This window comes from Orrella sp. JC864 (assembly GCF_037026685.1).
Taxonomy (GTDB): domain Bacteria; phylum Pseudomonadota; class Gammaproteobacteria; order Burkholderiales; family Burkholderiaceae_B; genus Orrella.
This window is the reverse complement of record NZ_JBANET010000001.1, coordinates 341,786-356,735: the sequence shown is the minus strand read 5'-3', so window position 1 is coordinate 356,735 and position 14,950 is coordinate 341,786. Positions and strand designations below refer to the sequence as shown.

Annotated in this window: 11 protein-coding genes; 3 read left to right on the top strand and 8 right to left on the bottom strand. The window is 70.1% G+C overall.

Annotation, left to right across the window (positions count from 1 at the left end; genetic code table 11):
* Positions 1 to 9 precede the first annotated feature (9 nt).
* The 6 genes from bcsB (V8Z80_RS01590) to bcsD form a co-directional block, all read right to left on the bottom strand.
* Complete coding sequence (gene bcsB, locus V8Z80_RS01590) at positions 10 to 2,367, bottom strand: cellulose biosynthesis cyclic di-GMP-binding regulatory protein BcsB (protein ID WP_336060808.1); 2,358 nt, start codon at positions 2,365 to 2,367, stop codon at positions 10 to 12.
* A 30-nt stretch (positions 2,368 to 2,397) separates the two neighbouring features.
* Positions 2,398 to 4,764, bottom strand: a complete 2,367-nt coding sequence (gene bcsB, locus V8Z80_RS01585) for a cellulose biosynthesis cyclic di-GMP-binding regulatory protein BcsB (RefSeq protein WP_336060807.1) — start codon at positions 4,762 to 4,764, stop codon at positions 2,398 to 2,400.
* Positions 4,761 to 6,983, bottom strand: a complete 2,223-nt coding sequence (bcsA, locus tag V8Z80_RS01580; protein ID WP_336060806.1) for a UDP-forming cellulose synthase catalytic subunit — start codon at positions 6,981 to 6,983, stop codon at positions 4,761 to 4,763. The genes bcsB (V8Z80_RS01585) and bcsA overlap by 4 nt, the downstream gene beginning before the upstream one ends.
* Complete coding sequence (gene bcsQ / locus V8Z80_RS01575; RefSeq protein WP_336060805.1) at positions 6,980 to 7,753, bottom strand: cellulose biosynthesis protein BcsQ; 774 nt, start codon at positions 7,751 to 7,753, stop codon at positions 6,980 to 6,982. The genes bcsA and bcsQ overlap by 4 nt, the downstream gene beginning before the upstream one ends.
* Positions 7,754 to 7,762: 9 nt before the next feature.
* On the bottom strand, positions 7,763 to 8,407 hold the full coding sequence (gene bcsP, locus V8Z80_RS01570; RefSeq protein WP_336060804.1) for a cellulose biosynthesis protein BcsP: 645 nt from the start codon (positions 8,405 to 8,407) through the stop codon (positions 7,763 to 7,765).
* 67 nt (positions 8,408 to 8,474) lie between these two features.
* Entirely contained in the window at positions 8,475 to 8,930 is a 456-nt protein-coding gene (bcsD, locus tag V8Z80_RS01565; protein WP_336060803.1) for a cellulose biosynthesis protein BcsD, read from the bottom strand.
* 599 nt (positions 8,931 to 9,529) lie between these two features.
* Here bcsD and V8Z80_RS01560 point away from each other — a divergent pair.
* Together V8Z80_RS01560 and V8Z80_RS01555 are read left to right on the top strand one after the other, a co-directional pair.
* Positions 9,530 to 10,948: an undecaprenyl-phosphate glucose phosphotransferase gene (locus tag V8Z80_RS01560; protein ID WP_336060802.1), complete on the top strand. Its 1,419-nt coding sequence runs from the start codon at positions 9,530 to 9,532 to the stop codon at positions 10,946 to 10,948.
* A gap of 61 nt (positions 10,949 to 11,009) precedes the next feature.
* Positions 11,010 to 11,801, top strand: coding sequence for an SGNH/GDSL hydrolase family protein (locus V8Z80_RS01555; RefSeq protein WP_336060801.1), 792 nt, complete (start codon positions 11,010 to 11,012; stop codon positions 11,799 to 11,801).
* A 37-nt stretch (positions 11,802 to 11,838) separates the two neighbouring features.
* On the opposite strand, the gene V8Z80_RS01550 is transcribed toward V8Z80_RS01555, so the two are convergent.
* Together V8Z80_RS01550 and V8Z80_RS01545 are read right to left on the bottom strand one after the other, a co-directional pair.
* Complete coding sequence (locus tag V8Z80_RS01550) at positions 11,839 to 13,146, bottom strand: hypothetical protein (RefSeq protein WP_336060800.1); 1,308 nt, start codon at positions 13,144 to 13,146, stop codon at positions 11,839 to 11,841.
* Positions 13,143 to 13,931 (bottom strand): WecB/TagA/CpsF family glycosyltransferase, encoded by a 789-nt coding sequence (locus tag V8Z80_RS01545; RefSeq protein WP_336060799.1) that lies wholly within the window; start codon positions 13,929 to 13,931, stop codon positions 13,143 to 13,145. The genes V8Z80_RS01550 and V8Z80_RS01545 overlap by 4 nt, the downstream gene beginning before the upstream one ends.
* Positions 13,932 to 14,068: 137 nt before the next feature.
* Between V8Z80_RS01545 and V8Z80_RS01540 the strand changes: the two genes are divergently transcribed.
* Positions 14,069 to 14,944: an SLBB domain-containing protein gene (locus V8Z80_RS01540; protein WP_336060798.1), complete on the top strand. Its 876-nt coding sequence runs from the start codon at positions 14,069 to 14,071 to the stop codon at positions 14,942 to 14,944.
* Positions 14,945 to 14,950: the final 6 nt, after the last annotated feature.

Sequence of the window (14,950 nt, the reverse complement as noted above, 5' to 3'; positions counted from 1 at the left end):
TGCGCGGTCCTATTGGCCGGCCCGGCGCCGGCGCAGCGCGCGCAGCAGGGCCAGGGCCAGGGCCAGCAGCCCCAGCGCGGCAAGCAGCACGATCGCCAGCTTGAGCAGCGAGGCCCCGGGCACCAGGCCCGACAGCCACCAGTCGATGCGCTTGAGCAGGCCCAGCTCGCCGACCGTGTAGGTCTGCTCGGCGACCAGCGAATCGACCCGCTGGCCGCGCACGATCGCCAGGCTGCCCTGCACCGGCTCGGCATGGCTGGCGTCGCGCCGCAAGGCGCGCACCGCATCGCCCAGGCCCTCGGGCTGGTTGCTGGCGAGCACGACGACGCTGCGCCGGGCGGTCAGGGGCGATTCGAAGCCGGCGATCAGCGCGCTCACGCCGCTGCTGGCGTACGACACCGAGGCCCGGACGGGCTCGGCGTTCTGGCGCGGGTCCGGATTGAACCAGCCCATGATGCGGTACACCAGGTCCGAGGTGCCGAAGCGCCGCGTCGAGCCTTCGTAGCCCGCCGGCATGTAGCGGGCCCATTCGCGCAGCAGCGGCTGCTGCTCGCCCGAGACGATGGCCAGGATGTCCTTGCCGGCCTGCTGGCCGGCCTGCGAGGCGGGCGCCACCGTCACGCCCAGGGCCGGGTAGCCCGTGGATTCGCCCATGCGGCCCATCAGGTTCAGGTAGGCCGAGTATTCGGCGGGGCCGGCATCATCGCCCAGCAGCACGGCGGTCTCGGACAGGTCGGCCATGCGGGTGAAAGGAAAGCCCGCCTCGGCGAACACCGCCAGGTCGGGCATGGCGATGAAGTGCGGATAGCCGGAGATGTCGATGGTCGATTCGGGCTCGATCGTGCCGCGCACGTTGTCGATGATGATGTCCCGGCATTCGCCCTGCTTGATGTAGTCGTACATGTAGCGCAGCTGGATCTGCGCGCGCGGCTTGAGCAGCGCCAGCGGCACGTCCACGCGCGCGCGCATGGGCAGGGTTTCGTCGGCCAGGACCTGCTTGCGCAGCGTCTGGCCGTCCTCCAGGCGCTCGAGCGCGAACAGCGGCAGCGACTTGACGAACACGTCGTCCACGGCAAGGAGCAGCGAGGAATTGACCGAGGTCGGCTGCGGGGTGTAGCGGTAGCGCAGGTCCACCGGCACGTCCTTGGCCCGCCAGCCGAACAGGTCCGGCGGCACGCGCAGGTCCAGCCGGATGGTGTCGGGGCTGTAGCCGGACACGCTCAGCCGGCGCGCGTCGGCCAGCTCGCCGAAGGTCACCGGGCGGTCGCTGCGCAGCCAGCGCGGCGCGTCGTAGGGCTGGCGCGGCCGCGGCTGCTCGAATTGCGTAACGGTCGCCACCGGGCCGGCCAGCGTCTGGCTGCCGGCCGCCAGCGCCTGCGCGGCCTGCTTGAGTTCGCCGCTGTTGCGGCCCATGACCAGCAGCAGCTTGCCTTGCGGGTCGTTGGGGTTGGCGGCCAGGGCCAGCGTGGGGCCGCGCAGTTCCGCATGCCCGTAGGCGGCGGCCTGCTGGGCGCTGCCCAGCAGGACCACGGCATGGCCTTGCGCGGGCAGGCTGTCCAGCGCGGCCGGGAAGTCCGCGCCGCGCTCGCCGGCCAGCGCGCCGAACCACGAGGACAGCGCGCCGGCCGCCTCCAGCGTGACCGTATCGGGCTTGCCGCCGAACACGAAGGGCAGCGCCAGCTCGGTGCGGTCGCGCGCATCGAAGAAGGGCAGCGGCAGGATGCCCAGGTCGTCCTCCAGCGCGATGCGGGTGGTGGCCAGCTCGAGCAGGCTCTGGTTGCTGATGTTGGCCCACAGGCTCGAATGCAGCGGGTCCTCGCAATCGAGGGTGTAGTGGCCGATCAGCTGCATGCGCAGCACGTTCTGCGCGCTCAGCAGGTAGGCCGGCAGCTCGACTTCCTGCTGCAGGCTGCGCCCGGCGTGCTCGCGCGGCACGGGGATGGAGGCGGCCAGCTCGTCGTTGACCAGCACGTTGATCTGCGAGAGCTCGCTGATCAGCGCCGGCGAATAGGCGTAGCGCAGCTGCAGGCGCATGCCGGTGGCCACTTCGTCCGCCCGCACGCTAAAGGGCAGGCTGTTGCTGGCATCGACCCCGCGCAGGTTCATGGGATATTGGGCGCCCAGCTCCTTGAAGCTGTATTGGCGGGTGGCCGCGAAAGGCGCGGGCGGCGGCGCTTCGTCCGGCTGCGCGAGCTGCGCCAGCCCGGGCGGGATGTCCGAAGGAAGCAGCGCCGCGCCGGCCGGCGCAGGCTGCGCCGGCGCCGGGCCCGCCGGCATGCCCAGCAGGAACAGCCCGCTCAGGATGGCCGGCAGCATCAGGCGTGGACCGGACGGCTTGCGGACGGAAGCGAAGTGCGTAGGAGTCATCGTCTTTTTCTCGATTAGGCTAGGGCGGCGTCAATCGCGCAGGCGGCGCTGGGCGCGCGCGCGCAGCGAAAGGTAGAGCAGCGCGCCGAGGATCACGGCGCCGGCGAAGGCGATCAGCACCAGCAGCAGCGGGCGGCCGGCGAAGAACCATTGCAGCGCCGTCCAGAACGGCAGCGAGCCGACGTAATAGGTCTGCTCGGCCGCCAGGCTGTCGATGCGCTCGCCGCGCACCACGGCAAGGCTGCCGCGCAGCTTGTCGTCGCGATGGCGCGCCTGCTGCACCGCGGCCACGGCCGCGGGCAGGCCTTGCGGCTGGTTGGCCGAGACCACCACCACGCTGCGGCCGCTGCTCAGCGGCGATTCCAGGCCGGCAAAGATCGCGCTGGCGCCGCTGCTGGAGAATTCGATGCGCTGGTCGGCCGGCGCGCGGCGCTCGCGCGGATCGTCCCCGCCGAAGGCGCGGGCCATCCAGCTCGCCAGGCTGAACCGCTTGTCGTTGGCGGCAAAGCTGCCGGGCAGCCGGTCGCGCCATTGCGCCAGCAAGGGCTGGTTATCGCCCGAGGCCAGCACCAGCAGGTCCTTGCGGCGCAGCTGCTCGATCTGCCCGGCCTGGGCCACGGTGACGTGCGTGGCCGGGTAGCCGGTCGACTCGCCCATCAGGCCCATCAGGTCCAGGTAGGCCGAATAATCGTCGGCCGAGGGGTTCTCCGGCAGGATGACGGCGGTCTCGGACAGGTCCGCCATGCGGGTGAAGGGAAAGCCCGCCTCGCCGAAGGCGGCCAGGTCCGGCATGGCCGCATAAAGCGGGATGCCCGAGATGTCGATGGTCGAGTCCGGGTCGATGGCGCTTCTTACGTTATCGATGATGCTGTTCTGGCATTCGCCCAGCTTGGCGTACTCGTAGACGTACTGGAATTGCAGGCTGGCCAGCGCGGGCAGCAGATAGGTCGGCACGCGCAGCGAGGCGCTGGCCTGCGAGGCCGGCACGCCCAGCACCTTGCTGTAGGCCTGCGCCTGGCTGGCCGAGGTCAGCGGCAGGGCGCGCAGCAGCTGGTGGCCGGCCATCACCTGCAGCGTCGACTGCTCGGCGCCCGGGCGCGGCGTGTAGCGGTACTTCAGCTCGACCGGCACGCCTTCGCTGCGCCAGCCGAACAGGCCCGGCGGCAGCCGCAGGTCCAGCTGGATGGGGCCGGGCCGGTGCCCGGCGGCATTGAGCGCCTGCTCGCTGGCCAGTTCGCCAAAGCGCACCGGCCGGTCGGTGCGCAGCCAGTTGGGCGCATCGAAGGGGCGGCGCGGGGCCGGCTCGCTCAGGCCGGTGACCAGCGCGGTCTGGCCCGACAGCGTGCGGCTGGCCAGGGCCAGTGCGCGCGCGGCCTGCTTGATCTCGTCGCCGTCGCGCCCCATGACCAGCAGCAGCTTGCCGTAGCGGTCGTTCGGGTTCTGCACCATCGACAGCGTCGGGCCGGTGACCGGCGGCAGCGGCGGCAGGCCGGCCAGCGTGTCGTCGCGGCCCAGGATCACCACGGCATGCCCCTGCTCGGGCACCCGGCCCTCGCTGACCGGGAAGCGGGCGCCGCGATAGCTGGCCAGCGCGCCGAACCAGGAGGCGATGATGCCCGCCGATTCGAGCCGGCTGGTGTCCAGGGCGCCGGGCAGCACGATGGGAAGGGCCAGCGCGCGCGGATCGCGCTCGTCGAAGAACGGGCGCGGCAGCAGCGCCAGGTTGTTGGGCAGCTCCAGCGGCTCGACGGTCAGCTCTACGGCGCTGCGGCTGCTCACGTCGGCCCACAGGCTGCTGTGGACCGGATCCTCGCAGCGCAGCGTGTAGTGGCCGATCAGCTGGGTTTCCAGGCGGTTGAAATCGACGAAGGCGCCGGCCGGCAGCTCGACCTCGTGCGTGGCCGGCGCGCCCGCGTCCTCTTGCGGCAAGGCGATGCTGGCGGCCAGCTCGTCGTTGAGCAGCACCTTGATGTGCGAAAGCTCGGGCAGCAAGGCCGGCGAGTAGCCGTACTCGAGCTTCAGGCGCGCGCCCACCAGCCGTTCGTCGGAACGGATGCTCAAGGGCACGCCCTGGCGTCCGTCCACGCCGCGCAGCGCCAGGCCGTTGCGCGCGCCCAGCTCGTGCAGGGTGATCGGATAGGTCCGGGTGCCGGGCAGCGGTTCGGGCTGCGGCTGCAGGCCATAGGGCAGGAGCGGCCCGGGCGGGCCGGGCAGGGCCGTATCGGCTGGCAGCGCCGGCGCGCCCAGGGGCGCCGGCGGGATATCGGCCGGCAGGGACGGTTCGCCGGGCGCCGGTTGCGCGTGCGCGCCGGCCATGCCCAGCAAGGCGGCTGCCAATGCCGATCCCAGCCGTTGCCGCATGGATGGGAACAGGGGCGCATCTACCTTGGACGTCATTGTTCTCTCGTTTTATGGATGTCGGCGCGCAAGCGCCTGGCACGGGACAGCCGGTCGGTGGCCAGGCTGCGCAGCTCCCAAAGCAGCAGGGCGAAGCCGCGCTGGCCGATCCGGCCGATCTCGCGCAGCGATTGCAGCGGCGAGTCGGGCGTGTGGCTGCCCCACATCTGCGCCCAGGTGTCGGCGCGGGCGTAGGTCACCTGGGAAAGCTCGATTTCCTGCTGCAGCGTCAGCGGCCGGAAATTCACGCCCAGCCGCCCATCGCGGCTGAACGCCACCACGGCGGGAAACACGCCTTCGTCTTCCTTGCGGAAGATCGACACGTGCACCGGGGTGCCCAGCTCGACCGGCACGCCCTGAGGCAGGACCAGCCCCACCCCGCCGCGGGAATAGTCGGTGATGCGGCAGGCCAGCTGCCTGCCGCCGGGCAGGCGCAAGGCGCCGGGCAGGTCGACCGCCACGCGCGGCGAGCTGCGCAGCTGGCGTACTTCGCCGGCCACGGCCACGCTGGCGCTGGTGATCATGATGTTGTAGAGCGTCCACGCCAGGTTGATGAGCAGGGTGAGTGTCACATCCAGGCTTGGCGTTCCCAGCGCCAGCTGCGCGAGCCCGGCCAGCAGGCCGGCCAGGTTCAGGACCAGCAGCACGATGTAGGGCCGCGCGAGCGTCCAGTCGAAGTAGGCCTGGCTGATCACGCCGCCCTTGGCCGTGACGTTGAACTGCGCGCGCCTGGGATTGACCAGCGCCTGCAGCGCGGGCCGCATGATGTACCAGGCCAGCACCGATTCGTAGACTTCGTTCCAGAACGAATGGCGGAACCTGCCCTGTATGCGCGAACTGGTCAGGTTCGACAGCAGCAGGTGGGGCAGGGCATAGGCCGCGACCATCACCGCCGGGGCATGGAAGACGTACGCGCCGAAAAACAGGTAGGCCAGCGGCGTGGTCAGGAACACCACCCGCGGCAGCCCGTAGAAGAAATGCAGCATCGCATTCAGGTAGCACAGGCGCTGGCCCAGCTTCAGGCCCGGCCCCAGCAGCGGGTTGTTCAGCCTGACGATCTGCGCCATGCCGCGCGCCCAGCGGATGCGCTGGCCGATGTGGCGCGACAGGTTCTCGGTGGCCAGGCCGGCGGCCTGCGGCAGCGCGAGATAGGCCGTGTTCAATCCCTGGCGGTTCATCTTCAGCGCGGTCAGCGCATCCTCGGTCACGCTCTCGGTGGCGATGCCGCCGATGGCCTCGATGGCCGAGCGGCGCATCACCGCGCACGATCCGCAGAAGAAGGTGGCGTTCCAGAGGTCGTTGCCGTCCTGGATGACGCCATAGAACAGCTCGCCCTCGTTGGGCACGTGCCTGAACGTATCCAGGTTGCGCTCGAACGGATCGGGCGAGAAGAACACGTGCGGCGTCTGCAGCATGGCCAGCTTGGGATCCTTCTGGAACCAGCCCATGCAGATCTGCAGGAAGGAGCGGGTCGGTATGTGGTCGCAGTCGAAGACGGCGACGAACTCGCCGTCGGTGTGGGCCAGCGCCGAGTTGATGTTGCCGGCCTTGGCGTGGCGGTTGTCCGCGCGCGCGATGTAGCCCACCCCGGCCTGCTCGCAGAAGGCGCGAAACTCCGGCCGGCGGCCATCGTCCAGCAGATAGATGTTGAGCTTGTCGGCCGGCCAGTCCAGCGCCAGTGCTGTCAGCACCGACTGGCGCACCACGTCCAGCGGTTCGTTGTAGGTCGGAATGAACACGTCCACGCTGGGCCAGGACGATACGTCGCCGCGCATGGGCGTGGGCTTGCGCTGCAGCGGCCAGGCGCTCTGGAAGTAGCTCAGCAGCATCACCGTCACGGCATACAGCTCGGCGAGCAGCAGGCCGTAGCCGAACAGCATGTCCAGCCAGTGCTCGAAGCCGATGGTCGAGGTCAGCCGCCAATACATGTAGCGCAGCGAGACGGTCACCGCGATCATCATCATGACCAGGGTCGCCAGCCGGCCCGCCGTGCGGTACAGGAGCAGCGCCGCGGCAAAGCAGATGGCCGAGAACAGCGTCTGCTGCAGCGGGTCCAGCTGCACGGTCACGGCAAAGCCGAACAGCAGCAGGGCCAGGACCAGCCACAGCGCGCGCATCAAGGCCGTGCGCCACAGCGGCAGTTCCAGCAGCCTGTCGCCCCAGCGGGCCAGCGCCTCGGCCAGCCGGCCGTTCTTGCCTTCGCTACCTTGTCCGCTCATGGCCGCGCATCCGCTTGGTCCAGCCTGCGGCCGAGCCACTGGGCGCAGGCCAGCAGATCCTGGCGGCCCTGTCCGTGGGGGTCGTGGTCGATCGCGGACAGGCCGTAGGCCAGCGCCTCGCTGACCGACTGGTCCTGGTGGACCAGGCCGATGACGCGCTCGCCCAGGGCGTTGCGGGTGACCTGCACGATGTCCTTGTCGAGCTGGCGCGCGCGGTCCACCTGGTTGACGATGTAGGCGTGGTCGATGAAGCCCATCCGGCCCTTGCAATAGCTGGCGATCAGGCCTTCCATCATGGGCAGCGTGGCATACGAGGCCGCATCGGCCAGGCTGACCACCACGACGAAGTGGGCCGCGGCCAGCGCCTGGCGCATGTAGACGGAAGGGCCCGGCGGGGTGTCGACCAGGACCAGGGAGTTCTCGGCCAGCCCCAAGCCGTTGAGGTTGCGCGCCAGCCAGTCCGGCTCGGCGTCCAGGCGCCGCTCGAAGGCCTGGCGGTCGGCCTCGTTGACCATGCCGAAGGGCAGCACGTATACGCCCGAGCGGCCTTGCACGCAGGCGTGGCGCCAGCCCGTGCGCGCCAAGGTGGCGCGCGACAGGCCCTCGATGTTCTGCAGGTCGGTGCCCAGGTGCAGGCGCAGGGCGTTCTGCGGGTCCAGGTCCAGGGCCAGCACGGCCTTGCCGAAGTGGCGCAGGGCCACGCTAAGGTTGGCGCAGACCGTGGTTTTTCCTACGCCGCCTTTGGCGGAAACGATGGCGATGATCTTCACGGGGCGGTTCTAGGGCCGGTTGGGAAAGGAATTGGAAGCGCTGCCTTCGGCGCCTTGCGCCAGCTTGGCGAACAGGCGCTTCAAGGGAGTGGCGGCGGCGGGCTGCGGCGGCGCGGCGGCGGCGGGCGGCTGCGCGGAAACGGCCGGCGGTTCGACGGCCGGAGGCTGCGCGACCGCCGCCGCAGGCTCTGCCGCGACCGGCTCCGGTGCGACAGGCGGCGGCGCCACGACAGGCGGTGCCGCGACAGGCGGTGCAACGACAGGCGGTGCAACGACAGGCGGCGCCACGACAGGCGGCGCCACGACAGGCGGTGCCGCGACAGCGGGCGGCTCGACAGGCGCGACGGACACCGGCGCGGCATCGCTGCGCGGCGCGGCGGCCGGTTCCGGCGCGTGCTGCGCGCCCTGCGCGATGCCGGCCGCGTGGCGCGGCGGCATGAAGGCGGCCAGCGGCGCCGGTTCCGGGTGCGGGTCGGCCGTCACCTCCACGGCCGGCGGCAGGCAGGCCTGGCCGGGGTCGATGGCGGCCAGCAAGGGCCAGCGCTCGCGCGAGGCGCGCGCTTCATTGCCGCGGCCTATTTCCTGGTATTGCTCGGGGGACCCGCCGAACCGTTCATAGAGGTTGGAAATGTCGTCCGATCGATCGTTGCTCATGGCGCTCATGCTCCTGCAGCCGCGGCCCTCCTGGCCGCGCGGGGCGGCCGAAGGCCTGTTGTCGGGATTACTTGCCGAAGCGGTATTCGATGCTGCCCAGGCCGTCCGGGGCGCCGGCCTGCCTGACCCGCAGGTGCTCGTCGGCGCCGGACTGGCGCAGCCAATGCTCATAGGCGCCTTCCAGGAAGGCCGGCGTCCAGGCCTGGTGCTCCTCGCCGAAGTTGGCTCGCAAGGGCGCGCAGAAATGCCGCAGCACCAGGCTGTCCTCGGCCTCCTCGATCCGCAGCCAGCCCCAGCCGGTGTCGCGCCAGACGGTGTTCATGGCCTGCTCGATTTCGGCCACGGTCTGGGCCGGGGGCAGCGGGCGCTGCTGCGCAAAGCGCATGCCCGTGCGGCGCATGATGCCGTGCAGGTTCTTGGGCGCCAGTTGTTCGGCCAGCTCCGTGGCGAACAGCGTCAGAAAGGCTTTCCATTGGCGTGAGCTTTGCTGCTCGCTCAGGTACGTCAGAATGGCTTGGTCCACGGGCTACCTCGGTCGGGGCAAGGTGTTCAGGGGGAAGGAAGGAGCCGGACAGGCGCGGCCGCGCCGCTGGCGGGACCAGGCGGCGGCGGGCGTGTCGGTACAGGAGGGAATCGCTGCGAGGCTACGGGGCAGCGGCGCGCGCGCAACGCGGCGCCGGCGGGCATGCCGGAGCCAAGACGGGACGGGCCGGCGCGCAGCGTGTTCGGATGGGCGGCACTGCCACCCCCAGGCGAACATGACTTGCATGGCGTTCTTTGGCCATCTGGCAAGGCGGAGCTGCGGCTTTCCGGCCGCATTCTTGAAGCATAACCTTGCGTCTCGGTCGGCTGGCAGACTAGTACTAGCGCCAGCACAAACGTTAGGATTTTATACCAGCATTCAGAAAATATAGTATTTGTTTACAATTTACTCCGGAAGCGGGCGCCGTGCCGACCGCGCATCCCCGCGCCCGGCGTGCGCGCGCGGTTTGCCGACATGCCGCAAAATGCACATTGCCGCCATTGTTTTGCAGGATAAACTTGCGCACCGCACGGCGCCGCGCGCACCGCATCCCGGACGGCGCGCAGCAAGCAGATTCCGGCCCCAGCCCGCTCTTTCCCATGTTCCTTCCCGACAAGCCCAGCCATAGTCAAAGCCTTTTCCTGGCCGTCAGCGGCGCCGTGACCGCGCTGCTTTGCGCCGGCGTGCTGCGTTGGCGCATGGCGGCCCACGGCCTGCAGGGCGACGGCTATCTCGACCTAGCGCCCGTGCTGGTGGGCCTGGGCACGTTCGTCGTCTTTGCCAGCTTCGGCCTGCTGATCAGCGCGCGCAGCGTGCTGTGGATGATGAGCCGCGCGGCGATACGCTGGCTGCGCGTGCTGTTCCTGGCCATGGCGGCGCTGTTCTTCCTGCCCGAGCACACGGCCGATCCGGGCGCATTGCGCCTGGTGCTGGCGCAGTGGTCGGCCATCGTGCTGCCGGCAGTGCTGCTGGCCCTGGCCTTGCTGCGCCGCTGGATCCACATGGTCAACAACACCCCGGGCAATCTGCGTCATGCGGTGTTCCTGGGGCTGGGTCCGGAGGCGCTCAAGCTGGCCATGCGCGTGGACCGCTCGCCCATCCTGGGCATACGCGTGCATGGCTACTACGCCGACCGGCCGATCGAGAAGGTGGCCGAGGGCCTCTACGTGCCGCCTTACCTGGGGCAGTACAGCGATGCGCTGGGCGCCATGGAGGCGGACCAGTACGACATCATCTTCGTGGGGCTGGGCATCGAGCAAAGCGGCGCGCACGCCCAGGCGCTGATGAACCGCGTCTATGATTCCACCGCCTCGATCTACTTCATGCCCGAGTCGCCGCTGCTGGGCGAGTTCACCGTCAACAGCGCCGATATCGCCGGCGTGTCGCTGCTGGCCTTGCACGAAACCAAGATGCTGGGCCTGTCCAAGAACGTCAAGCGGGCCATGGACCTGGCGCTGGGCAGCATCGCCCTGGTGCTGGCCGCGCCGGTCATGCTGCTGGCCGCGCTGGCGGTGCGGCTCGATTCGCCGGGGCCGGTCATCTTCCGCCAGCGGCGCTACGGCGAGGGCGGCGTGCCCATCACGGTCTACAAGTTCCGCTCGATGCGCGTGCAGCAGCCCGGCAGCGAACAGGGCGTGCTGCGCCAGGCGCGCCAGCGCGACGACCGCGTCACGCGCGTGGGGCGCATCCTGCGCAAGACGTCCATCGACGAGTTGCCGCAGCTGTTCAACGTCCTGCAGGGCTCCATGAGCCTGGTGGGGCCGCGTCCGCACGCGGCCGAGCACAACGAGCTCTATCGCAAGCAGATCCGCGGCTACATGCTGCGCCATACCGTCAAGCCCGGCATCACGGGATGGGCCCAGGTGCACGGCCTGCGCGGCGAGACCGAGACCCCGGAAAAAATGCAGCAGCGGGTCGCCTACGACCGCTACTACATCACCAACTGGTCGGTGTGGCTGGACATCAAGATTCTGTTGCGCACGGTGCTCATGGTGCTGTGGGACCGCAACGCCTACTGAAACCCCAAGGGCGGCGCCGGGCAGGCGGCCCGGCCCCCGTTCCCTCTTTCGCGAGGCCCGCATGCTGGGATCGTTAGCCAGGACATTGCCGGCCGCGCTCGGTGCGCTGCTGCTGGGCGCGGCCGCCCTTGCCGCCGCCGCACCCGCGGGGCAGGAGCCGGACATGCCGGCGGGCTATGTTCCCGGGCGCCCGTATGCGGTGGTGGTGGGCGACTCCATCGCCGAAGGCGAACCGGCCCTCAAGGGCAGGTTGAATCATTTCGGCCAGTTCAAGGGCGACCTGCCTTCCTCGCCCGGACAGCTGTCCTACGAACTGGCGGCGCGCTATGGCGTGTTCCATTTCAATCACGGCATGGGCGGGCAGACCTCGGGGCAGGTGCGGGCGCGCTGGCCGCGCGACGTGCTGGCGCAGGAGCTGGAGGTGGGGGACGGGCGGCCCGGCCGCACGCTGCCGGCCGGCACCTTGCCGGTGACCGTCTACCTGCACGTGGGCATCAACGACCTGGTGCACGGGATTTCCCTGGACGAGCTCAAGGCCAATTTCACCTACTTCGCGCACAGCACGGCCCAGGCGCGCATCGCCCTGGTGGTGGACAACATCGGCGCCTACCTGGGCATGACCGACCAGAACATCGCCGTGGCGCGCGATTTCAACCGCTGGCTGGCGCAGGACCTGGCCCGGCGCTATCCCAACGTGACGGTGATCGATTACCTGGATTGGTCCAGCGGCGGCACTGGCGACTACCGCCACCTGGCCCCGGGCCTGTTCGCCGACGGCGTGCACCCTTCGCCGGCCGGCTATGCCAGCCTTGCCGACTACGTGCAGCAGCGCCTGGCCGAGATGAGCCGCTAGCGTCCTGTCCAGGCGGCCTGCCTGTCCGCCCTGGGCTTCAGCACAGCAGGTATTCGACGTGGCGCCAATCGCATTGCGAGGTGAAGAACAGGTCTTCGGGCGCCGAAGGGCTGTTGTCGGTGCGAAACTCCAGCCCCACCCGCACGATGTTCTGCGCATAGCTGCTGGCCGCGCTCGAACCTTTCTCGCGCTGCCGGTAGGCATCGAACACCATGCGCCAGCTGCGGTCGGCCTGCCAGGCCAGCCGGCCGCCGTAGCGCCAGATGGTGCTTTGCGTCTGCAGGCCCGAGAAGCGGGTGTCGTCCTGGGTTTCGCGGGCCACGCTGAGCCAGGCCGAGGTCTTGGGCGTGGCCTGCCAGCGCATGGCGATGCGCCCGCCCGTCAGGATGGAATAGACCACGTCCGGGCTGTCATCGTTGCTGTAGGGGCGCCGCCATGCATATACGTCAAGGCGCGTCTTGGGCGAATGGCGGTAGGCGTAGCGCGCGTCCAGCGTAAGCAGCGAGGTGTCGCGCGCCGACAGGTGCGCGTAGGTGCGGCGCAGCCAGCCCACGCGGGCCTCGAAGACCGATTTGGGGCTGAAGTCCCATTCGCCGGCCACGAAGAGCTCGTCGTCGCGGTAGCGGTCGTCGATCTGCAGGCGCCACGCCTCGGTGCGGTCGATGTAGTCCACCTCGTTGTGGCGATAGCCCGCGGCCAGCCAGCTGCGGTCCAGGCCGGTATAGCGCGCGCCGGCCTGCCAGCCCGATTCGTCGCGGTTGTACAGCGTGCGGCTGGCATCCACGTCGTAGCGGCTGGATCCGCCGAACACCGACACCAGCGGCAGGGTCAGGCGGTCGGTGATCCGCAGCCCGGCCTCGGCTTCCCAGCGCCGGCGGGTCTCCATGTCGCGCTCGGGCCAGGTGCGGTTCAGGTAGTCGTAGAGCCGGTCGCTGTAGTCGTAGCGCAAGCGCCCGGCGAACAGCTCCGTGGCGCGCCAGGGCAGGGCGCCGGTGAACTGCCTGGGCTGGTGGTTCAGCTGGCGGGTGTCGCTATAGCGCGCATCGCCGATATTGCCCGACAGGTCCAGCCGGGTCTGGTGCGAGAGCAGCGGAATGCGCACCGCCGCGCCAACTGAATTGACCAGCACCTGGCTGCCCTGGCGGCGCGTGTCGGCATCGGACAGGCGCGCCGGGTTGCTCTGGTACTGCGGCATGCTGCGCAGCTTGAGCACGTAGTCGATGGCCGTGGGCGCGCCGGGCGGGCGCGCTTGCAACGGCGCGCAGCATAGCAGGCCGGCCGCGGCCAGCAGGCACTGCCGCCTTGCGCGACGCAGCCTGTCGGCGATGGGCCGCGCCCGGCTCATTCCCCGCCCTTGGCGCGGCGCCGGCCGGCGCGCCACTGGCGCCAGCACAGCAGCAGGAAGCGGGGGTCATCGACCAGGTAGCGGCGCCACAGCCTGCGCGGGTTGCCCAGCAGGCGCCAGAGCCATTCCAGGCCGGCCGCCTGCACGCGCCGGGGCGCGCGTTTTTGCAGGCCCACGGCGAACTCCATGGCCGCGCCCACGCACAGCAGGATGCCGCCGCGCAGGCTGGCGGCGTGGTGCAGCGACCAGTTCTCCTGCTTGGGCATGCCCAGGCAGACGAACAGGATGTCCGCATCCAGCTCGCGGGCCCACTGGGCGGCCTGTTGCCCTTCGGGCCCATGGGCGTCGAACTGCATGGAGGGGCAGCGGATGGCGATGTCCAGCCCGGGGTAGTGCTGCGCGAAACGTTCGGCCAGCAAGGCCTGCTGGCCGGGCATGCCGCCCAGCAGGCCGACACGCCAGCCATGCGCTTGCGCCTGGCGGCACAAGGCCGTGAAAAGATCGGCGCCGGTGACGCGTTCGGGCAGGGGCGCGCCCAGCAGGCGGCTGGCCCAGACCAGGGGCATGCCGTCGGCGAACAGGAAGTCGGCCTGCGCATAGCGCCGCTTGAAATCCGGGGCGCGCTCCAGGCGCACCACGTGGTCCACGTTGGGCGTGACCACCACCTGCGCGCGGCCGTCGCGGCGCAGCGCCGCCTCGCCCAGCAAGGCGACGGCCTGCTCGAACGTGGCGGCCAGGATATCGAGATCGAACAGGCGCCGGGTCGGCATCTTGGGCGTGGGCATTGCGGGGGCTGGTCGTGGCGGGCTTGCGGTCACGGCATTGTATTGAGAAAACGCGGGCCGCGAGGCCTCGTGTCTCTATAATGGCGCCGGGTTCCCACCCATTCCTGCGAACCATTCCCAAAAACCGGAGAACGACCTTGGCATGCTCGAGCGCGCGGTGGATTATCGTCCTGGGCATCGTGGGCATGCTGGCCGGTACGGCGATGGCCGCCGCGCAGCCGGTCCCGCCCGTGCATCGTTTCGACGCCACGCCGGTCCAGTCCGACGGGATGGAAACCGGCGGGGTGGTGCGCAGCGTCGGCCCGGGCGACACGCTGGGCATCAACGTGTTCGGCCAGCCCGAGCTGGGCGCGCAGGTCACCATCGATGCCGACGGCCAGATCACCGTGCCTTTCCTGGGCGTGCTCACCGTCCAGGGCCTGTCGCCCACGGCGGTGGGGCAGCTGATCGCCGACGGCTTGCGCAGCAAGGGCTATCTGCGCGATCCGCAGGTGGGCGTGGAGGTCGTGCGCGTGCGCAGCCGCATCGCCTCCATCCTGGGCGAGGTCAACCGGCCGGGGCGCTATCCCATCGAGGGCCGCCTGACGCTGCTCGAGCTGCTGGCCATGGCCGGCGGCCTCAAGGACGGCGCCGCCGATACCGCCGTCATCCTGCGCGGGCAGGACGACGGCCCGGCCCGCCAGCGCATCGAGCTGTTCGTGGGCAACCGCCAGCAGCCCGCGCGCGAACTCCAGGACCTGGCGCTGCAGGCCGGCGACATCGTCTACGTCAGCCAGGCCCCGCATTTCTTCATCCACGGCGAAGTGACGCGCTCGGGCTCGTATCCGGTCGAGCCCGAGCTGGACGTGATGCGCGCGCTGTCCATCGCCGGCGGCATGACCGACCGGGCTTCCGCGCGGCGCATCACCGTCAACCGCAAGGCCCCCGACGGCACGATGACAAAGCTGAAGGTGGGCCTGGGCGATCCCATCCTGCCCGGCGACGTGATCTTCGTGGACGAGCGCATCTTCTGACGCGGC